This window comes from Sphingomonas phyllosphaerae FA2, from assembly GCF_000427645.1.
Classification (GTDB): domain Bacteria; phylum Pseudomonadota; class Alphaproteobacteria; order Sphingomonadales; family Sphingomonadaceae; genus Sphingomonas; species Sphingomonas phyllosphaerae.
Genome location: NZ_KE386571.1, coordinates 2,504,303 through 2,523,727, shown reverse-complemented (window position 1 = coordinate 2,523,727; position 19,425 = coordinate 2,504,303). Strand labels below are relative to the sequence as shown.

The window sequence follows — 19,425 nt, the reverse complement described above, 5'->3', positions numbered from 1 at the left end:
CAGCCCGCCCTCGCTGTCGGCCGAGCTGGCGCTACCGTCCGGCTGGCGCGGGATCGGTGTCGGCAGGCACGGCTTCAGCGCGGCTGCCGGCGGGGGCGGAATCCGCGTTCGGATTGGCAAGGGCGGAAAGGTACGTGTCGAGGGCACGCACGCGGTCAGGGCCAAGGCAGCGAGCCCGGCCAGCATCGGTCTGAGCATATTCCCTCACAGTGTTGGTGGAGTGGACGATGATCGGCTCGCGAGCGGCGAGCTTGTCGGCGAGGATCGAGATCCCGCTCGCCTGGCGCTGCGCAAAGCCGCGCTCCTGGTCGGCGCGGTCGCGATCGGCGCGATCGTGCTCGGCCTTGCGCTCGGTCTGTTCGGTGCTGTGGGCCTGCCGGGCGGCGTCGCGCTCGCCGCGGTACACTAGGCAAAGGCCAGCCAGGAAAGCGACCAGGCCGAGCTGCCAGTGCTTGCGGATCAGCGTAAGCGCCGCTAGCGCGCCGCTCACGCCGCAACCTCGCCGTTCGTCAGGCCCTTCAGCTCAACAAAGCGGCTTTGGTAGAGCGCAGCTTCGGCGCGCCGGCGACGCACCAGGCCATTCGAGACAGTGCCCTTCACCTTGTTCCAGAGCAGGAAGGCAGCTGCGGCGCCGACGACGTCGCCGGCGCGATGGCGGCGGGCGACGGTCGAGAAAATGAAGCGGACCGCGCCGATGTTGTAGCAAAGCGCGACCATCGCGCCGAACTGCGCCGGGGTGGTCTCGGCCGCGCCGATCGCTGCGCGCACCGCCGGCGCGAAGTCGCGCTCGAGCAGCTGCACGAACATGGAGTCGGCCTGCTCCTGCGTGATGCGGTCGCCCTGCTTCACCCGGCCGCCGGCGGGATAATAGGTCATCCCCCAGCCGATCGTCCATTTGCCCGCCGGGCAGCGGTACGCGACCAGCTCGCACCGCTCGAAGTGGTGCATCAGCGCGATCGCCAGCGGACCGACTGCGATCGGCGTCCCGCCGGCCCGGCCGACCAGGCCGAGAACCTGTGCGCCGCTGGTGCGGCGTGCGCTGCCATACAGCCACACGAGCGTCAGGAGCGCGAGCGAGATGTAGGAGGCGAGCTTCGCCGGGATCAGCGCCTTCAGCGCCAGCGGCATCGTCTGCCACCCGAGCTGCAGCATGGTGGGATCGATCCCCATAACCAGCCCGGTCACGCCGGCCGCGGCTGCGGCGACATAGGGGTACCAGGCGCGCGCCAGTGCGCGCCCCTTCGCAAGAAGCGTCATGATTTCGTCCTTCATCGGAGTCAGATCAGGGGCGCGAGCTTCGCGCGATCAGCAGGTCGAGCTTGGCACCGAGGCTGGCGAGCAGCCGGTCGGAGTCGCGGGCGTTGACGTCCATCCGATCGACACGCGCCTCGAGCTGCAGCGTGCGCTGCTTGCCGTCGTCGACACGCTGCGTGAGCTGGCCGCCGTAGAAGACGACCGTCGCGATGGTGATCAGCAGCGTCATCGTGGAAATAACCAGCGAGGCGATCGCGGGCCAGGACACGCGCGCGGAGGGCGCCACGGCGACGGCCGCGGCGGTGGGAGTGTCGGTCATGTCGGATCTCCGCGCTCGGCCAGCGCTACGGGGTCGGGGGAAGCTCGAGGAAGGCAGTCTCGACGTTGCGGCGGCAGTGGCCGGGTTCGTCGCCGAGGAGGATGAACAGTCGGTCGATCGCCGGCGCGAGGATCCGCGCCCACCATGCGCCGCGCAGCTGGCCGCGGCCGACGTAGCTGCTGATCGTCTCGTCAGCCGAGGGGCAGATGGCGGTCAGGCCCGCGATGTAGATCAGACCAACCGCAAGGACCTGCGCGAGCTGATCGATCGACAGCAGCAGCTGGCGAGCGACTTCAAGCGCCCGCCGCAGCATCGAGCGCGCTCCAGTCGATGTTGCGGGCAGCGACGATGCCGCCGAACGTCGCGGCAGCCGCGATCGCGGCCTTCGCACCCATGCGGCGTGCCTCTATAGCGGCGCCGATCGTCACCCAGGCATCGGCCTGCCCAATGACCTCGGCGATCAAATCCGCCAGCGTCAGCCCTCGCGCGTTCGCCTCGGCCGAAAGGAACGGTGTGGCGATCGAGTTATCGGCGGTCCATGCTCGCGCCTCGGTTTCCTTGCGCGTGTACGTCATGGCCTGACCGCTACCGGCGGTCAGGAAGCGGCCGCGCGCCGCTTCGGCTTCCACGTCGACCGAGTAGATGCAGGCTGCGCGAAGCGCGGCAAGATCGATCTCGGGCTGAGCAACGACCTTCTGCGGCACGGCGATGATCGCGGTGCCGTCGGGCAGCTGCTGTTGCGCGGCCGATCCGCGCTCGCCGCTGCCACGGATCAGCAGCTCGCCGGTCGCAACGTGGTAGATGATCCAATATTCCACTGCCGGTCTCCTACGTGGCGATCCACGTCGCTTTCATCGAGATGGACGTGACGGTGTACGAGGCGGCGATCAGGCGCTGGTAGAAGTCGCCCTGGTCGGTCACGCCGGTGTCGTAATTCGCCTTCGAGATCGTCGCGACGAAGGTCGTTCCGAACGTCGTGGTGGCCAGGACCGGCAACGACTGAAACGGCGCGTTGCTGACCTGATAGACGTTGCCCTGATCATCGTAGGATCGCAGGAAGAGCCCGCCACCTGCGGCCACGCGGGTGACGCGGAGCTGCTTGCCAGTCCCCTGATAGTTGTTCGTGATCGTCGTCTGACCTGCGTCACTCGAGATTGCGATCGCCGCCTCGATCAGGAAGCGACCGCGCGGGTAGATCGGCGTCAGGGTGAGCGAGAACGGGATGTTCGCACCGCCGACGACGCCTTCAATCGACCCTGCCCAGCTGGCTGAGCCAGTGCGCCCCATCGTATCGGAGTCGAAAGCGAGACTGCGGATCGAGCCGGTCGCGAGGATGTTGCCGTCGACCAGCATATTCGCGTTGACAATGAAGTCGCCGGGCGAACCGTCCTTCAGGTAGAGCCCGATCCCCGTCCTGCCGTTTGGCGTCGATCCCGTGACGCCCCAATAAATCGCGGTGCGGCCATCGATGCCGGAGATCGTCGCGGCCTTCTCCTCTACAGAGGCGATGCCCCCGCCATAATCGGTTTCAAGCCCGTCAACCCGTTCAGCGACGGCGCCCACCGCTCCATCGGCGATGACCACCGCCCGCTGGTTTGCGCGTGCCAGAAGGTTGCTGTCGGCGGTGCCATTCACCTGCGCTTCAAGATCGGTGGCTTGCTTGGCCGTGGCGTAATGGTTCGGCAGGTCGGCGAGAGCGTCTTCCTGCACCTTCACGCGGGCAGAGACGGCCGGGATCGTCACGTCGATCGCCTTGCGCGCCGCGATCTCCGCGTCTGTCGCAGGGCGGATGCCACAATAGTACCAGTCGATCTGCTTTGCCTCCATAGGAGCAAAGCCGGCCCAATTCTGCATGAGGTGGAAGTTGTTGTGGGCCTCGTTGATCTTGATCAGCTTCGACCAGCGCCGTCGCTGGTTGATGCCGTAGGCCCCGTCAGTCCCGTTCGTGTCCTTCTCACGAGCGAAATCAAAATTGTAGATGCCGTCGACCGTGATCCCGACGCCGTAATAGGAACCGCTCCGCAGGATCGTGTCGGCCTCGAAGACCCACCAGCCCGCATCGATCAGGATGGGGGTTTGCCACCAGCCCATATCGGTGCCGGCCGGAACGTCGTGACGATAGGCCCAGCCGCTTCGCCGACCTTCCGCCGGGATACGCTGCGCATCTCCGATCGCGGCGTTCCACCATTCCCAGCCCGGCGCTTTGTTGCCGTTCGCGTCGGGCCAGAAAGAGAAATCCGGGTTGGCGTTGAGCGTCGTGCTGCGCGGCGACATCGCCGCCGCCTCCAGCGCCGCAGAACGCGAGGCTAGCGCGACGCGACCATCGTTGCCGGCTTTCTCCACGGTGTCGACCCGCGAGTTAAGCGCAGCCGCTCCGGCATCCGCGCTGCCCGGCGTGTACGGCACTGCCTCAGTCACGCCCTTGCGCAGCTTTACCAACTGCGGCCGAAGGAACCATGTGTAACTATCGTCGAAGCCCGGCAGAGTGCCGTTCTTCATCAGGTAGAATTGCAGAATTGCGGTGTCCGCAGGCGGCGTGAAGTTGAGGACGATGCGCTCGTAATCGTCCTTCAGGCTCCGCGTGCCCGTGTTGAACCGGCCGGAATAAAGCTCGAAGGTCGAGCCGTTGTACGATCCATCGGCGCGACAACAGTCAACGTAGAGGCCGGCGGTTGCACGTTGCGACCCGACATACAGCGAGGCTTGGTAAGGTGCGCCGCCCTAGATCCCGCGCACCGTCTGCCGCCAGTGGCCTGCCCGGTTGCCAGAGCCGTTTGGCGAGTAGATTTGCAGCGGCAGCATGCCGACCGGCCAGTAAGTTTCCGGCCCGTACGAGCCGAGATAGCCGGTGCTGCCGTCTTCGGGCGTGAAAACCCATCCTGCGGGACCGACCGCCCAATCGGTGTTGGACAGCAGATTGCCGCCGTTGACCGAGCTGCTTTCGACCGTGGTAACGCGCTGATCAAAATCGGTGATAGATTTCGCGGCATCGTCGACGCGCTTGACGGCATCAGAAACCGCCTGGTCGATCGCAGGCAGCGTCTCGCTCTCGAATTCGTCCTGTCGGGTCTTCGCCGCGTCGATCGCCGCGATGACATCGTCGACCGGCCGACCGCCGACTTCGGTGCCAGATGGCGCACCGACCGTCGCATTATCCTGCGGCTTGGTGTTGTTGGGATCGGCGACCTTGTCCCAATCGGCGGTGGTGCCTGCCTCGGTGATCCCCTGCAGGAGCGGCCACAGCGCCGGATCGTAGCGGGTCGGCTCGGCGCCGGTCACTGGCGCGGCGTCGCTGGCGTCCCAGGCATAGATCGCGGGGTGCTTCTCGCGCAGCATCATCGGCACCTTGCCGTCGACCTGCGTCGCCATGTCGGCGATCCGAAACAGCTTACGGTTCCAGCCGAGCGGCGCGAACGTCAGGCGAATGACGTCGCCCTTCTGAAACTTCCACGCGGTCGACTGGAATACCGCGGTGAAGGTGCCGCCGTACAGCATGCGCTGCAGCCTCTGCTTCGAGAGGCGCTGCGCCTGGCTGGCGGACTGCACCAGCGGATAGTTGACCGTCTGCGACCGCTCGATGCCGTCGCGGCTGGCGATCGTCACCTCGGGATAGTCGGCGGTCTGGTAGAGCGAGATCGAGCCCGGGTCGGAATAGCCGCCGCGGATCACGCTGACGCTGTCGTTGAGTGGCAGGGTCTGCTGCCAGGTGAACGCACCCAGCACGTCGCCGGTGAACAGGTCGCCGATCGGCGCGGCGAGGTCGTTGTGGAGCACCGAAACGCGCAGGCGGCCGTCGACGTCGTCGAGGACGGCGTTCATCGTCGCCTTCTTCGCCGGCAGCAGGCCGAAGCCGGTGCGCCGCCACCACGGCTCGATCGAGGCGCGCAGGCGATCGCGCTCCTGCGTCAGCGGAGCGATGATCGCATCCGCCACGGCGTTCGTCTTGGCGATCTGCTCGTTGCGGGCGGTCTCGGCCGCAGCAATCTCGAAGCCGAGCTGGGCAAAGCGCTCGAGGAGCGGCGTCGCCTGCTCGAGCGTGCCGTTGACTCGCAGCGCGAACTTGGCGGGGGCAGCGGGGCTGGTCACGCCGCGGCACCATGCAGCGTGCCCACATAGGGCGTGGCGACCAGCTCGGCCGCGGCCGGCTGGCCGGCTACCAGCGCCTTCAGCGTGCCGATCGGCACGCCAACGATCGCGCTGTCGGGATGGCCTGCGTCGAGGATATCGCGCAGGCGGATCTGGTCGGTCTTCATCAGAAGAGCACTCCGGTGCCGCATGGGGTGACGTAGAGGGGCGCCGCTTTCGGCGCCGGCGATCGCACGACCGCGCGCAGGTCCCGACAGAAGGTCAGGACCAGCTCGTCGATATCGTCGAAGTCAGCCTGCGTGGTTGCCAGCCGCGCCCGGTAGGCCAGCTCGTCGAAGCGCGGGGTAAGGCGTTCGAGCTGGTCTGCTACGTTCGGGCGCGGCGTGACACCACGGACCGCGCTCGCCTTTGACGCGGTGGTGTCGGGAGCCGGGGGCAAGGGCATCTGGACACCTCCACGAAAAAGCCCGCTCGCTCGGTTGAGCAGCGGGCTTCGGGCGCAGTTATGGCGGGGTCGTTTGTGCCGGTCTCACGACCGTTTTGCACCGTGACCTTGGGGACACTGCCCACAAGGTCACCCCTGTCGTCAGCGGGCGCGGCCCCACTGGTTGAGCGCGTCGACCAGGAGCGCGCGCGCTCGGCGATCGGACATGCGCCAGCGCCGCGCGGCCGCGCCGAGCGTCATCCCGTCGACGATGATCGCCAGCATCATGGCGGCGAACGGCCCGACACGGTCGCGCCATTCGGTGTAGCGCCGCTCGAGGATCACGGCCGCGATCCGCTCGGCCGAAGCAGCGTTCGCACCACCGCCGGATCCGCGCGGCTCGAGCTTCGCCGTCCGCACGGCCACGTCGGCGGTGATCTGCTGGTGCGCCGCGGCGATCAGCTCGGCCGCCGCCGCTTGGTGCGCGTCGATCGCGCCGGAGCGCTGAAGCCGGCCAAGCGATCCCTCCAGCTTGGCGATCGCCGCCGCATGCGCGTGCGTCTCAGGCGTGCCTTGCTTGTGCGACCAGTCCTCTCGCAGCCGCACCCGCTCCTCAATACCGGGAGCGAGCAGCACGATGGGTGCCTTCGTCTTCTTCCGCTTGGCGGTTACCTTGCGGCGGGGGCGCGGCGCGCCCAGCACCAAATGCGTGATCCGCTGCTGCTCGCGCTCGGCCGCGCTAAAGGCGGGCAGCGCCGCCGTGTTCTGGTTGGTCATGATGGTCCCCGGCTACGATGCTGGGGACATGCTCCAGGATGGCGATGAGCGGCAGATGACCTTGAGGACACGGTCCTCCGATTTCCACGTCTTTATCGACAACGAAGCCGTCACGCCGCAGCTCCTCGAGCACCAGCTGGCGGAACAGGCCAGGGATGCTGATGCCGCGTTGAGCGCCAGGAACCCGGTCAATCATCTTGGCGGTCGCAAGCTGATGGACCAGCGCCTTCGCGCGGGTCTTACTCACGCCCAGCGCGACGCGGACATCCTCCATTGAAGGGCTGTGTCCGTGCTGCACGATGTAGCTGCGAATGAAGTCGAAAGCCTCATCTCGCCGGCTGGCCGGACGGGCATTCTCGATTGTCAACGCTACCGGCACGCCCATGCCGGGAACATAATGTGATTTTCGATGAAAAGAAAGTGAGGTAGGACGGAGCGAAGCTAAAATCAGCTGCGCCTACCGGAGAGATAGTCCTGCAGCTGACTCCGACGCATCGATGTTGATGTTCCACAGAACCAGACCCGCCTCGTCTGTGATGGTGACGCTCCACGGACGAGATCCCCAAAAGCTCTTCGGCGCATCGTGCATCATCTGCGCGCACATCTGGATTCCTTCTCGTCGAGCCTGCTCAGGGGTGTCGAGTTCCACGCCCTCGCCATCAGTCGAGCGGTTGTCCGTCTCTGAGTGAAAGAAGTAGCGCATCATCCTGCGACGCTTCGCTTGCTCGTTGGTTCCTCGGAGACGAATGCGAGGTTCAGCAACCTAGTGCACCTGTGGTCCTGCGATCGATGCGGAGAACTCCTCCGCCTCGGTCGCCTTTTTCCCTCGTGCAAAGGTGCGGGCAGACTCGATTATACCCGTCGGGTACCCGCAGCCGCTCGTCCGCTAACACCTCATAATTTGCCGTTTGGCGGATCGTGCAGCATACCCGAGACCGGTCGTTCGTTCGCAGGCTCTATCGAAGTGCTGACGTAAAAAGGGCTGACGATATGCCGTTGATTTGGCTTTTAGGTCTTCAGGCTGCCGTGGCGTGGAGTCCTCCAGCTCAGGCCACATGGGTAGGCGAAAAACCATCTATCGAGGTCCGCTTGCAGGCGCCCTCCTTGTCGATGCGCGGTGAAGCGCCGATCGAGGTCGACCTCATCGGGAAAGACGGTACCTTCGCAGTGTCGCCTTTTCTGCAGCCCACACGAGGCATAGCGTTTGAAGTCGTTTCGGACGACGGGCTTCCGGCTGTGCCTGCTCAGCCAATGGCAAGTTCACCACCTCCACCTCCTCTCAAAAAAGAGGACCTGATTACCGTGTCAGCGGCGTCGCCACACCGCGTCCTTACTCACGAAAGCGCGAGATCAATCTTTCCAGGACCGGGGCGATATAAATTGAGGGCGAGAGTCTTCCTTTTTAGCTTCCTGTCGGAGCCTGTTCGGTATGCGCAGGTGGTGTCTAATACAATTTCCGTGAACGTCACTGAGTGACAACAGGCGCGATGCTCCAACGGCGGCTTTAGCCCTCGGCTTCTGAAAAGCCGTCGGTCCCCTTTCCACCACAACGCGGCATTCGGCTGATCGAGGCGGAGAGACCCTCCGCCTCAATGGCCCTTTGTCCTCGGTGCAATACGGGGGCGAACCCGATTATACCCGCCGGGTACCCACAGGCGTCCGCTTGCGCCCAATGGCGGACATGAAGCCCTACTGCTAAACTCGCCCGATGAAGACCCAACAGGAAGAGGCAGCTTACGCCGCTCGCGTTATCCGCACCTTCCTGGATGAGACATGTGGTTCATACGACTGGGATGATTTCACTTCATGCTCCCTTCGCGACCTGCTGATCGATAGCATTCGATTGCGGGCGAGCGATGTGGACCTACCAGTGGACGCAGACGGGAAACGCGAGCTTCTAGCGTTGGCAGACGAAGCTGAACGCATCGCTACCGGCGGTGGCACCTAACCTGGCAAAAGCGGGTATAGCGGCGGAGAGGCCGTCCGCCCAGGCGGCGTGCATGCTCTAACGAAAAGGAGCCGACGACACCTCCTGTACCCACACGGGAGCCTCTGGCGACGTCCGCGATGCGTCACAACCGACCTGCACGATGACCCAGCTTGTCGCATGCCAATATGTAGATAGTTGAGGCGAGAGCTCGGTCCTAACGAACAAAGGGCTCGCTGAGGGCAGGGCGACCAGGAGGCTACCACATGTCGATAGCGCAGATCGAAGCCGAAATCCGGCGGTTCCTGTCGACCGACGCGCCGGAGGTCCTGTGCATCAAGGGTCGCTGGGGGGTCGGCAAAACCTACGGCTGGCGGGCCTTCCTGCGGGCCGCCCAAGCGGACGGGTCGCTCGCAATGCAACGCTACTCCTACGTCTCGCTTTTCGGGCAGAACTCGGTCGACGGCCTGCGCTACGCGCTGTTCGAGACCACGGTCACCGGCGCGAACATCGGCCGCGAGCCCGACGAGGCGACCTTCGGCGAGCTGGTCGCCGACCGCGACACCGCCCGGAAGCTCGGCCGACTGGTGGGCTGGGCCGGCACCATCTTCAACCGGAAGGGCGTCGCCGACCTGCTCGCCCAGTCCGCCTTTCTGATGGTCCGGCGCCAGCTGGTCTGCTTGGACGACCTCGAGCGCGCCGGCACCGGCATCAGGATTAGGGACGTGCTCGGCCTCTCGTCGCTCCTCAAGGAGGAGCGCAAGTGCAAGGTCGTGCTGCTGCTCAACGACGAGGAGCACGACGAGCGCGACGAATTCGAGCGGCAGCTCGAGAAGGTCGCCGATGTCACGGTCCGCTTCGATCCCACTCCCGCCGAGGCCGCCGCCATCGCGCTCGACCCCGCTAGCGACGCCGGGCACCTGCTCACCCCGCGCGTCGTCGAGCTCGGCATCACCAACATTCGCGTCATCAAGAAGATCGAACGGCTTGCGGTCCGCCTGCTCGACCTGCTGGCGGGCCACGACGAGGGGCTCGTCGCGGAATCCGTCGCGACGATTGCGCTCGCGGGCTGGGCCGTGCAGCAGCCCGGGCAGGCGCCCACGCTCGGCTTCCTGCGCGACTACAACTCCATCGCCATGACGATGCGGGCCGGGCGCGAACCGCTTCACGCCGACGCACAGCGCTTCCGTGCGATGCTCGCTGACTACCCGTACCGCTGGGCGAGCGACCTTGACCGCGCGATCATCGACGGCGCCGAACAAGGCTACTTCGCCGACGACGCGCTGCGCGCCACCGCTGCTGCGGTCGCCGCCGAACGAAGGGTCAACTCGCGGGACAACGCCTTCACGCGCGTCTGGGAGGAACTCTACCACGGCTCACTCGCCACCGAGGACCACGAGTTTCTCGACGCCTTGCGCGACAGCGCTACGGCGGAGGCCGCCGCCATTTCGCCGCTGAACATCAACAGTGCCGTCAGGGTGCTGCGGGAGGCGGGCCGCGGCGACGAGGCGGACCGGCTGGTCACCGACTACGTGGCGGCGCGAGATGACGAGGCGCCCGGCTTCTTCGAGATTGGCCGCCACCACTTCACCGCGGGGGACCGTCTCGACGACGCGCTGCGCGATGCTTTCGCCGCGCGCCTGGCAGCCCACGTCGACCCGCGAGACCCGCTCGAGGTGCTCCGGTCCATTGGCGAGCGGCGGGGCTGGGACGACGAGGACGCGGCGCTGATGGCACGGCAGGGGGCCGACGACTTTGAGCGGATGTTCCTGGCGCTGCGCGGGCCGGCCCTCAAGCCGGCGCTCGATATGGTGCGGGCCATGGGCCGGAGCCACCTACCCGCCAGCGACGCGATTGAGGCGGCGAGCGCCGAGTCGCTGCGGCGGATCGCCGCCCGGTCCGAGCTGCGGCGGCAACGGCTGCAGGCCTGGGGCGTCCTGCCCGATCGCGACGCGGCAGCGGACGCGGACGGCGAGGCCGCGGACGCCGCGGCGCTTGGCTGAGCGCGTGCGGCGACGAGGACGAGCGACCGCCGACCGGTCTGCTCGCGCGCGGCCACTGGTCCGATTACCCCTAACGGAAGGTGCACAAAGAGCGCGAACGTCAACCCCGACCAAAAGGTGAAGCGGATGCGCTTCCGCGACGAGCCGGGGCCCACCCCGGCCTGAGCACCGGCCGTTAGCGATCCGGGCAGGCGCCGGCGGCAAGTGACGACAGGCATCCTGAACAAGGGTCTGCTTGCAGCCCGCTGCTCTTTAAAGCGGCTAGGCCGGAGTTTACCACAACGTGACATCGAGGCGGAGGAACCCTCCGCCTCAATGAGGTCTTCCCCTCGTGTTGTAGGATAGCTGGGGCCTTCCGTACCCGCCGAGTACCAGCGCTTCGTCGTCCGCCCGAGGCCACCAGCTAGAATCAACAGGGCCACGTGACACCAAAGCCGTTTCGGTCGTTATGTGGACATGAGTACTCTGCATGATAGATCCGAGCTGCTTACTATTTTGTATAGCGATGAAGGCGTGGCTCTATGGGATGCCGTATTATATAACAGTGACCCCAACCATGCGAGGTCGCGGTGGAGATGGTCGAGCGAATTTAGAAGACTTCTAGGCTTCGAAACAGTTGAGGAATTTCCGGATGTTTTCTCGTCCTGGGTTGATGCTCTATATCCGGAAGACGCTGAAGGTACGTTTCGAGCTGTTGGCGTAGCTGTAAAGAGTGCTGCACCTGTCGCGCGATATGATGTGAAATATCGTCTTCAAAACAAGGATGGCCAGTATCGGTGGTACCGCGCGATCGGCGTCGTGACCCATGATGTGAACGGGGCAGCTGTGAGGGCGTGTGGAACACTTATAGATATCGATGAGGCCGAGAAGGTATTGGCTGATCAATCTAGAGCTAAAGCGATAGAACAAACAAGATTATCAGAAATTGAGAAACAACTACGACTTATATCTATCAATGCGCAGATCGAGGCTGCTCGAATGGGGGGCGCTGGCGCAGCATTCGCAGTTGTTGCAAAGGAAATTACAAGCCTTGCCGCCGCGATCGGCAAGAGTATCGTCGACGTCTAAGAGATCTGACCGACGACTACATGAATTCCAAAGTCGGCGGATCGTGGCGGAAGGCACGTCCGCTACAGTGATCCCTGGACATTGAGGCGGAGGCGTCCTCCGCCCCGTTCCCGGCCGGCCCTCGCGCGCTGAGGAAGTGAGAACAGATTGTACCCGCCCGATACCCATTCGCGCGTCCGCTTACGCCCGATTGCAGATATCCATATCTCTGGTCATCATGCACCGATGAAGCCGGATCGATATGAGTGGCTGCGCGCAGAAGAGGCGCGCATCGAGAAAGAGGGAACAGGATCTAATTTCGTGCGGCATGTACTTGCCGAGCACACGAAGCGGATGCTCGGATTCTCCCTTGTCGCGCTCCCGGCTGTGTGCCTGATTGCCATCCTGCCTCGTCGAATGGATGGTGCTCTCCAACCTGCTCCGCTTTTCGCGACAGGCGCCGCACTCGCGAGCTTGAGCGTGATCTTATGGAAATGGCAGAAGCCCGTCGCGAGGGTTTCGCGCTGGTCAACATGGACGACATTCGGCGTTGGCATTCTATTCTGTCTGGTCGCACTTGCCGTTTGATCGAACCTTCGCTTGCCCGAATTCCGGCCATTGAGGCGGAGGAGACCTCCGCCCCGGTCGCATCCTGCTCTTCGAGACGGGAATGGACTGAGACCGGTTGTACCCGCCTGATACCCACACGCACTTGTCCGCTTTCGCCCATTAGCGGACATTGTGGCGGCGAGCCCCTCCCCCTCGAAAGCGTCTGCGACGTGGACCCTGCCTGCCGTACCTGGATGATCCCCGCTGCCGTCGTCCGCTTGCCCGTTATGGCGCTGCCGGGGCGTCACGTGGAGGCATTTGGCTGGTCGCGAACTCAACCCTTTGCATGCGGACAACCGGCCAAGGCTTATCGGCCTTGTCTTTGGCCGGAGCGAAACGGTACAATTTCTTCATGGTAGAGCAGGCGCTCGCATCGAACGCCTTAAAGCCGCTGGACTGCAAGACGGAACAGCGTTCAATCGCCCCTTGCTCGTTGACGAGGTATGTCAAAGCGACTTGAACGGATCTTCGCGCTTCAGGCAGCTTCGCAACCTCAAACACGATGTCAGGAGGAGACTGAGGCTTACCAGAAGGTCCATCGAAGACGTTGGTCAGTATCCATCGAACGCGCAATCGGAGGATGCCATACAAGGGCCGCTTGTTCTCGTCTGCTGCCGGCGTGTACTTGCCCCGGAGCACCGCCGCGGCGCAAGCCTTCAAATCTAGGTCCTTGGATCCGCTTGACGAGGCTACACCGCACGTTTGTGGCTTGCCAGTCGGATCGACGAGAACCTCGACCACTGTCAAACCGCTCTTCTCAAGCCCTGCGGCACGCGTGACATAGTCTTCAGGAGACAGCAATTCACCTTGATTCGTAATCGTCGCTGGCGTCAATACTGTTTGATTTTCCTGAAGCACTAGCATAGCCAGCCAGATCATCTTCTACTTTCCCCCACCATGTGGCAGACGCCGTACCGCAGCACCTGTCCCAAGCGCCCGTCTCGGTCAGTTGATCGTGCCACCATCCCCGGGTTCGGAGCGTAGTTTGCACCGCAGAGTACGTGCAAGGGGTATGCGCGTCGGATAAAGGGCTTTTTGCCCGAAAAGACCGTCCCGACCCTCTGTAGCGCACCTCGCGGCGGAGGACCCCACGGCCGAGATGGCGCCAGTGCTCATCCAAGCTCCTTCAGTGCTGCCTGCGCTCCCTGACGAAACCTGCTCTCAAGGTCCGCCATCGCCCAAACTCGGACGTTGACGGATCGACCGGACGTCTACAGCTTGGTGTGATGAAGAGGCGCACTTTGCTCAGCATCCTAGTCGCTCTGCTTATAGGCACGTCAGCAGGCTGGGCTGCTCGTGACTTCGTTGCACAGGACCGCTGCCTCGATCGAGGCGGGGCATGGAGTAGCGACCTGAGCGCCTGCGAGCTGCCAAGGCAGAGCGATGATTAACCACCCCGTGGCAACGTGACAGGGCCGAAAAGCGGCCTGGCCGGATGCGCCCACTTGCCGACATTGGTGTCGGCCTTAGGGTAGCGGGATGTGGCAGGTCATCGCAGCTATTCTGGCATCGGCATCCCCGCAGGCAAGCCAACCCCTGACGATCAAGGGGACTGCCTTCGGTCCACGGCAACGCCTCATTTGCGAGTGGTTCAGCAATTTTGAGAACAGCAGGTTTGTGCAGTGTCACATTTCCGGAAACACCGCTCCTGTTTTGGACGAAGGTGCGTCCATCGAATGCGTAGCGCAGAGCTGTAAGGAGCTTGACGCCGCCGCTCGGAAGGCGGTTCGGTGGAAGAAGCCGGAGCCGGTTTGGGGAACGTTCACGGTCGAGATTTTAGGACGGGTAAGCACTGTTAGGCGTGAGAAACGGTATTTAGGAGACGGAACCCGCACCGTTTTGATTGAGAAGCTCGTGAGCGTTCGGAAGCCGTAGGGGCCGAGATGCTATGTCCGCTTTCCACCAATTCCGGACATCGAGGCGCAGGAGACCACCGCCTTCGTCGAGGTAATTCCGTGGAAATGCTCACCTGTCCGCACGTCCAAAAAGGCGCTAACACCCGATCTAACTCGCGCCACATCGCCATCCTGCAGCTCTGCGCGTTTCCATACCTAGCTTAGGTGGCAAAGGTGAACGATGAGCAGCGACGATCGCCCGCCGGGCGCGGGACATAATCAGCCCCCTCTCGATGAAGATGACGTCGTCGACCCGCTTGTCGAGCTAGTCGCAATCGACTTGTGGGCGAGCCGGGACGAAACCCCTTGGCCCGAGGTCGGGTACTTCTGGCGGCGACGGTTCCGCGAGCTCGCAACCACAGCAGTCGCGAGCGTGCGCCGACATTCGCGGTAAGCGGGCTACTTCATCGGCAGGAATTTCAGGCGCCCCACTCAGGTCCGTCGGGATCCGGCCAAAATCCGCTTTCATCGTCTAGTTTTTCTATAGCTGGCGCTGCTGCATTGGCCGGCAACGTCGGCTTTCCACCGCCGATCGCCACGCGAAGGTACCCAGCGCGACCATCCAGCCCCTGAAAAATAGCGGTAAGTATCTCGCCGTTGCGGATTTTCGCTCCGATCCAAGGTGCGCGCTCTGCGGATAGGTAACCGACTTGAAGGCCGCTCGGACTGTGCACAGCAATCGCGTTCGGGTCCGCTCGATTGCGAGGTTCCAGCCGCAGCTCCATATCCGCGCCAGGCGGCAACAGCATCAACTCCGAGCGGCGATTGGTCCGAGCCTTGTCATCGTTGATGTGGTCAATGCCGACGATCGCCAGCGTCAACTCCTTCAAATCTTACGCCCGACGAAGGCAACGCGCGCAACGATGTTCACCTCGTCGATCGGCTCCTCATCGGGTGGTACCGCCGGATTGTCGGAGAGGATCACCACCCGATCGCCCTTGATGCGTAGCCGCTTGATCGCGGCCAGGTCGCCCACCGTAAACGCCCAAAGCGCATCCTGCTCCGTCACCCGCCGCTGCGATCGATCCAGCAGGATCAGGTCGCCGTCGTTGATGGTGGGGAACATCGAATCACCGCGGCCGCGCGTCCAGGTGAGCAACGCTGGCGGCGAAGACGTGATCGCGTCCACCCATTGCCGCGGGAAGTGCATCAGCTCGGCGCCAATCGGACCATCTGCGAACGTCGCGCCCAGTCCATAGGCCAGGTCGATCTGCTCGATCCCGACTAGATCAAGCTGCTGTGCGATATCCTTTGCCGTCGGCGCGGGTAATGCACCCTCGCTGGGATCATCAGTATCGCCAACCAGATAATCGGGCGTCGTACCAAGCTCACGCGCGATCTTGTGCAGCGAAGTTGTGCTGCGGGAACCGCCCGATACCAGCTTGTGAATCGCCTGCTGCGAGATCCCGACCCGACGTGCCAGCTCGGCCTGCGACATCCGGGCAACAGCGAGCTGTGAGAGAAGGCGGTCGGGCACAATCATCGTTGCGACCCTACAACCAAAGTAATCGGCAACCATGCAAAGAATGGTTGTTGACGCTCTGGCCGACGAGGTCCTTGCCGAGATCGAGCGTCGTCGGAAGGTAGAACTCGAAATCGATGAAGTCGGCGGTCGTGAACGTGCCGTTGCCCCACTTGGCACCGCTCACCGTCATCACGAGGTTGCTGACCGCGGACCATTTTGCGCGGGTCAGCGGCGTAGTTCCGGCGTTAAGGCGCGCCAATTCGGCGTCATCGATGTCGAAGGAACCAGTTGCCGTAGCGTTGCTGAGCATGACGCCCTGATAAACGAAGTCCAGCGTCGCAGCCTGCGCCGACGCGCCGGCCAGCGAAAGCGAACAAAAGGCTGTGAGACCAGCCAATTTCTTCAAAGACACCATTGTTGCGATCCTCCTGTTTGTCCGTCCACCGAACGACGAGGCTAATATGAATACCGGTAATGCGTCGCAAACATCAGGCCGGATCTGTTTGTCCGATTCTGGAACTGACACTAAGGTCAATAATGTTAAGTTGCTGTATTGGCGGAGGCCGTTGTTCGCCAATGTGGGTCGGTCACAGAAATGACGTCGGAATTTCATCGAAAACGCGATGTTCGACTTCGTTTTCGTCGCGACCGCGAAAGATTTCATTAACCACGTTTTCCCGGGCGAGGCGCTGCGGACGTTACGTCAACCATCGATTTGCGCCGCTGCGGGCGCCGATCGAAAGCCTGTCAAGGGAGGTGCTCGACGCGGTGTCCGACTGCTCTGGAGGACCGGTCGCGCACGATGCTGATCTGAATTCTTGATCTTCCACACCGGTCCTTAATCACATCGGCTGCAAAGACATGCCGGCAAGGGGGCGTGGACAGCGGTGCTCGTAACGATCAAGACGGAGGATGCGCGGCTCGGCATGTTCGTGCACGCCGTGGCAGGCGGATGGATCGCCAGCCCGTTCTGGCGGCGTCAGTTCGTCCTGACGAAGCCCGCCGAACTCGACAAGCTGCGCGAAGCCGGGATCGCCGAGATCGAGATCGATCTGTCGAAGGGAATCGGTCCGGCCGCGGCCCCCGCCGCGTTGGTGCCGATCGACCTCGACGATGTCGCCGAGGACATCGCGCTGCCCGACCCGGAAACGCCGCAGCAGTTGCGCCGCCGCCGGCGCGGACCGGCGTCCGCCGAACAGCGCGCACAGGCGGTCGTCGACGCCTCGAAGGTCGTCGTGCAGGCGATGTTCGACGAGGTGCGGTTGGGCAAGGCGATGAACGTCACCGCGCTGGTCCCGGTCGCCGAACAGATCGTCGAATCGGTCACGCGTGACGCCGTCGCGATGCTGAACGTCACGCGGCTGAAGACCAAGGACGAATATACCTACGTCCATTCGATCGCAGTCGCTGCGCTGCTTATCCATTTCGCGCAGACGCTCAAGCTGCCGGAGGAGGAGGTCAGCGCGCTCGGGCTCGCCGGGTTGCTCCACGATATCGGCAAGATGGCGGTGCCCAAGGCGCTGCTCGACAAGCCGGGCAAGCTGGAGCCGCCCGAGATGGCGGTGCTGCGGCATCACCCGGAGAAGGGCCATGCGCTGCTGAGCGCCGGGCTGCCGGTGCCACAGGTCGTGCTCGACGTCTGCCTCCACCATCACGAGCGCTACGACGGGCGCGGCTATCCCAAGGGGCTGGCCGGTGAGCAACTGTCGCTGGCGGCGCGGATGAGTTCGATCTGCGACGTCTATGACGCGATCACTTCGCAGCGCCCCTATAAACGCCCGTGGTCGCCCAGCGAGGCGCTGTCGCGGATGCGGTCGTGGACCGGCCATTTCGATACCGAGCTGCTCGATCGCTTTATCGAAAGCATCGGCATCCACCCGGTCGGTGGGCTGGTGCGGTTGCAATCGAGCCGGCTGGCGATGGTGATCGAGGGCAACGACCGCGATCCGACGCAGCCGCGCGTGCGGGTCTTCTACGATATTCCGGCGCAACGCTTCATCGCGCCGACCGACCTGATCGCGGCGATCGAGGTCGATCCGATCCACCGTGCCGAATGCGGGCAACGTTGGTTCGGCGAGCGCTGGGACACGCTCGAGGCCGACATCCTCGACGGGCAATCGTCGTCGCTGGAAGCCGCCGTCCCGTCATCCTCCACGTCAAAGGGAGTCCTGTCGTGAGCGCGTCGTCCTCGATCCCCGTGGCGGCGCGGCGCCGCCGTCGCGTGCTGGGCTGGTTCGGCGCCGAGGGCGAGGCCCTGCCGGCGTCTGCGCCCGCGGCGGGCACGATCGCGCAACAGCGCGCCACCGTCCTGCGGCGGCTGTTCGACGACATCGGCACGCTGATCTTTTCGCATGCGCTTACCCCGTCGCCATGCGCCTATAGCGTGCTGCACGCTTATGTCTCCGGCGAGGATCCGGGGACGGGCGAGGCGGTCGCCGAACAATTGCGCAGCGGGCAGGGGTTGAGCGACACCAGCATCGCACGGATCGCGGCGCGCAACGACGAGGCGCAGGCCGGCGCGCTCAGCCGGATCGCCGACGCGCTGGAGGCGCGGATCGGCGACTGTCTGGCCGCGGTCGGCGAATCGCGCGGCAGTGCGGAGACGTTTGGCAACGCGCTCCATGTCGAGGCCGGACGGCTGAGCAGCGATCCGCAGGCAACGATCAAGCGGATCATCGGCTTGACCGAGGCGGCGGTCGACGCGGCCCGGCTGGTCGAGGGGCAATTGCATCACGCCCGCGAGGAGGCGGACGCGTTGCGCGCGGAGCTGCACCGTGCGCGGCGGGCCGCTGAGCACGATCACCTGACCGGGCTGCCCAATCGTCGGAGCTTCGAACAGCGGCTGCGCGACAGTGGCGACGATGCCGCAACGGTCGTCGCGCTGATCGACATCGACGACTTCAAGCAGGTCAACGATCGCTTCGGTCACCCGGCCGGCGACCGGGTGCTTAAGTTCGTCGCCGCCTTCGTGCGCGCCGGCCTGCCCCGCGACGTGTTGGTGGCGCGCTATGGTGGGGAGGAATTCGCGCTGCTCTTCAAGGGCATGTCGCTCGAGCAGGCGGTCGCGGCGCTTGACGAGGTGCGCGAGCGACTGTCCCAGCGCTCGCTGGTGAATCAGGACAGCGGCGCGCCGATCGGCCAGATCACCTTCTCCGCCGGCGTCGCCAGCGCTGCGCGCGAGGACGCGCTGACCGCCGCCGACCTCGCGCTCTATGCGGCGAAGAACCGCGGCAAGAACCAGGTGGCGCGCGCCGACCCGTGACCTGTCGTCGGAGGCGGAGCGTGATGACGTCACCGTGATCTGTCATTGCGAGCGAAGCGAAGCAATCTAGTGCCGGATCAAGGCACCCTGGACTGCGTCGCTACACTCGCAATGACGATCGACATTGGACTTCGGGACGCCGGGCGTCACAAGAAGAATGGGATCGCGCGGAGGCGCGGAGGCGCGGAGGGCGCGGAGATGTTGCGCTCGCCGCATCGGACGCAGATCCTCTCACGATCAGGAATGACAGACTGACGGTGCCCCATGCGGTGCACCTCAGCGTCCTTTGCGCCTCCGCGTGATCAACCTTTCTACTGATTCCCAGCGGGCCAAGGCCGGATGAACGCCCCGCATTGC

At 64.2% G+C, this 19,425-nt stretch carries 22 protein-coding genes; 6 read left to right on the top strand and 16 right to left on the bottom strand.

Annotated elements, in window-relative coordinates; genetic code table 11:
• Positions 1–31: 31 nt before the first annotated feature.
• The 12 genes from SPHPH_RS21195 to SPHPH_RS0112155 all read right to left on the bottom strand — a co-directional run bounded on the left by SPHPH_RS21195 (position 32) and on the right by SPHPH_RS0112155 (position 7,566).
• Positions 32–490: a hypothetical protein gene (locus SPHPH_RS21195; RefSeq protein WP_156026002.1), complete on the bottom strand. Its 459-nt coding sequence runs from the start codon at positions 488–490 to the stop codon at positions 32–34.
• A complete protein-coding gene (locus SPHPH_RS21585) occupies positions 487–1,257 on the bottom strand; it encodes a lysozyme (protein WP_238303068.1) in 771 nt (256 codons plus the stop codon). Before SPHPH_RS21585 ends, SPHPH_RS21195 begins: the two co-directional genes overlap by 4 nt.
• A gap of 25 nt (positions 1,258–1,282) precedes the next feature.
• The gene (locus SPHPH_RS0112200; RefSeq protein WP_028966935.1) at positions 1,283–1,573 is read right to left on the bottom strand and encodes a hypothetical protein; all 291 of its coding nucleotides are present in this window, start codon (positions 1,571–1,573) and stop codon (positions 1,283–1,285) included.
• Between the two features lie 25 nt (positions 1,574–1,598).
• Entirely contained in the window at positions 1,599–1,886 is a 288-nt protein-coding gene (locus SPHPH_RS0112195) for a hypothetical protein (RefSeq protein ID WP_028966934.1), read from the bottom strand.
• Entirely contained in the window at positions 1,867–2,391 is a 525-nt protein-coding gene (locus tag SPHPH_RS19685; RefSeq protein WP_051272990.1) for a hypothetical protein, read from the bottom strand. The genes SPHPH_RS0112195 and SPHPH_RS19685 overlap by 20 nt, the downstream gene beginning before the upstream one ends.
• 10 nt (positions 2,392–2,401) lie before the next feature.
• Positions 2,402–4,072: a hypothetical protein gene (locus SPHPH_RS0112185; RefSeq protein ID WP_028966933.1), complete on the bottom strand. Its 1,671-nt coding sequence runs from the start codon at positions 4,070–4,072 to the stop codon at positions 2,402–2,404.
• Positions 4,073–4,294: 222 nt separating this feature from the next.
• Positions 4,295–5,659, bottom strand: a complete 1,365-nt coding sequence (locus tag SPHPH_RS20510) for a phage tail protein (RefSeq protein WP_051272989.1) — start codon at positions 5,657–5,659, stop codon at positions 4,295–4,297.
• Positions 5,656–5,826, bottom strand: a complete 171-nt coding sequence (locus tag SPHPH_RS21190) for a hypothetical protein (RefSeq protein ID WP_156026000.1) — start codon at positions 5,824–5,826, stop codon at positions 5,656–5,658. Before SPHPH_RS21190 ends, SPHPH_RS20510 begins: the two co-directional genes overlap by 4 nt.
• A complete protein-coding gene (locus SPHPH_RS0112170; RefSeq protein ID WP_028966932.1) occupies positions 5,826–6,104 on the bottom strand; it encodes a hypothetical protein in 279 nt (92 codons plus the stop codon). The genes SPHPH_RS21190 and SPHPH_RS0112170 overlap by 1 nt, the downstream gene beginning before the upstream one ends.
• 141 nt (positions 6,105–6,245) lie before the next feature.
• Positions 6,246–6,860: a hypothetical protein gene (locus SPHPH_RS19675; protein ID WP_051272988.1), complete on the bottom strand. Its 615-nt coding sequence runs from the start codon at positions 6,858–6,860 to the stop codon at positions 6,246–6,248.
• Positions 6,823–7,245 carry a LexA family protein gene (locus tag SPHPH_RS20845; RefSeq protein WP_081668620.1) on the bottom strand — a complete coding sequence of 141 codons (423 nt, stop codon included), beginning with the start codon at positions 7,243–7,245 and terminating at the stop codon, positions 6,823–6,825. The genes SPHPH_RS19675 and SPHPH_RS20845 overlap by 38 nt, the downstream gene beginning before the upstream one ends.
• A gap of 72 nt (positions 7,246–7,317) precedes the next feature.
• On the bottom strand, positions 7,318–7,566 hold the full coding sequence (locus SPHPH_RS0112155; protein ID WP_028966930.1) for a DUF6894 family protein: 249 nt from the start codon (positions 7,564–7,566) through the stop codon (positions 7,318–7,320).
• A 1,002-nt stretch (positions 7,567–8,568) separates the two neighbouring features.
• On the opposite strand from SPHPH_RS0112155, the gene SPHPH_RS21580 reads away from it, so the two are divergent.
• The 4 genes from SPHPH_RS21580 to SPHPH_RS21185 all read left to right on the top strand — a co-directional run bounded on the left by SPHPH_RS21580 (position 8,569) and on the right by SPHPH_RS21185 (position 12,425).
• Positions 8,569–8,808, top strand: a complete 240-nt coding sequence (locus SPHPH_RS21580) for a hypothetical protein (RefSeq protein ID WP_028966929.1) — start codon at positions 8,569–8,571, stop codon at positions 8,806–8,808.
• A gap of 245 nt (positions 8,809–9,053) precedes the next feature.
• Positions 9,054–10,790 (top strand): hypothetical protein, encoded by a 1,737-nt coding sequence (locus SPHPH_RS0112145; protein WP_028966928.1) that lies wholly within the window; start codon positions 9,054–9,056, stop codon positions 10,788–10,790.
• Positions 10,791–11,246: 456 nt separating this feature from the next.
• Positions 11,247–11,858: a PAS domain-containing protein gene (locus SPHPH_RS21575; protein WP_081668619.1), complete on the top strand. Its 612-nt coding sequence runs from the start codon at positions 11,247–11,249 to the stop codon at positions 11,856–11,858.
• A 147-nt stretch (positions 11,859–12,005) separates the two neighbouring features.
• Complete coding sequence (locus SPHPH_RS21185; RefSeq protein ID WP_156025998.1) at positions 12,006–12,425, top strand: hypothetical protein; 420 nt, start codon at positions 12,006–12,008, stop codon at positions 12,423–12,425.
• A gap of 246 nt (positions 12,426–12,671) precedes the next feature.
• Here SPHPH_RS21185 and SPHPH_RS20835 read toward each other — a convergent pair whose 3' ends face one another.
• The 4 genes from SPHPH_RS20835 to SPHPH_RS0112135 form a co-directional block, all read right to left on the bottom strand.
• A complete protein-coding gene (locus SPHPH_RS20835; RefSeq protein ID WP_081668618.1) occupies positions 12,672–13,325 on the bottom strand; it encodes a TonB family protein in 654 nt (217 codons plus the stop codon).
• Between the two features lie 1,435 nt (positions 13,326–14,760).
• Positions 14,761–15,162, bottom strand: a complete 402-nt coding sequence (locus SPHPH_RS20830; protein WP_238303066.1) for an HIRAN domain-containing protein — start codon at positions 15,160–15,162, stop codon at positions 14,761–14,763.
• Between the two features lie 5 nt (positions 15,163–15,167).
• A complete protein-coding gene (locus tag SPHPH_RS20825) occupies positions 15,168–15,824 on the bottom strand; it encodes an XRE family transcriptional regulator (protein ID WP_162143928.1) in 657 nt (218 codons plus the stop codon).
• 10 nt (positions 15,825–15,834) lie between these two features.
• The gene (locus SPHPH_RS0112135) at positions 15,835–16,221 is read right to left on the bottom strand and encodes a hypothetical protein (protein WP_028966926.1); all 387 of its coding nucleotides are present in this window, start codon (positions 16,219–16,221) and stop codon (positions 15,835–15,837) included.
• A gap of 472 nt (positions 16,222–16,693) precedes the next feature.
• Here SPHPH_RS0112135 and SPHPH_RS19665 point away from each other — a divergent pair, with 472 nt between their 5' ends.
• Positions 16,694–17,983 (top strand): HD-GYP domain-containing protein, encoded by a 1,290-nt coding sequence (locus tag SPHPH_RS19665; RefSeq protein WP_051272987.1) that lies wholly within the window; start codon positions 16,694–16,696, stop codon positions 17,981–17,983.
• Positions 17,980–19,068 carry a GGDEF domain-containing protein gene (locus SPHPH_RS19660; RefSeq protein WP_051272986.1) on the top strand — a complete coding sequence of 363 codons (1,089 nt, stop codon included), beginning with the start codon at positions 17,980–17,982 and terminating at the stop codon, positions 19,066–19,068. The genes SPHPH_RS19665 and SPHPH_RS19660 overlap by 4 nt, the downstream gene beginning before the upstream one ends.
• The last annotated feature ends 357 nt before the right edge of the window (positions 19,069–19,425 follow it).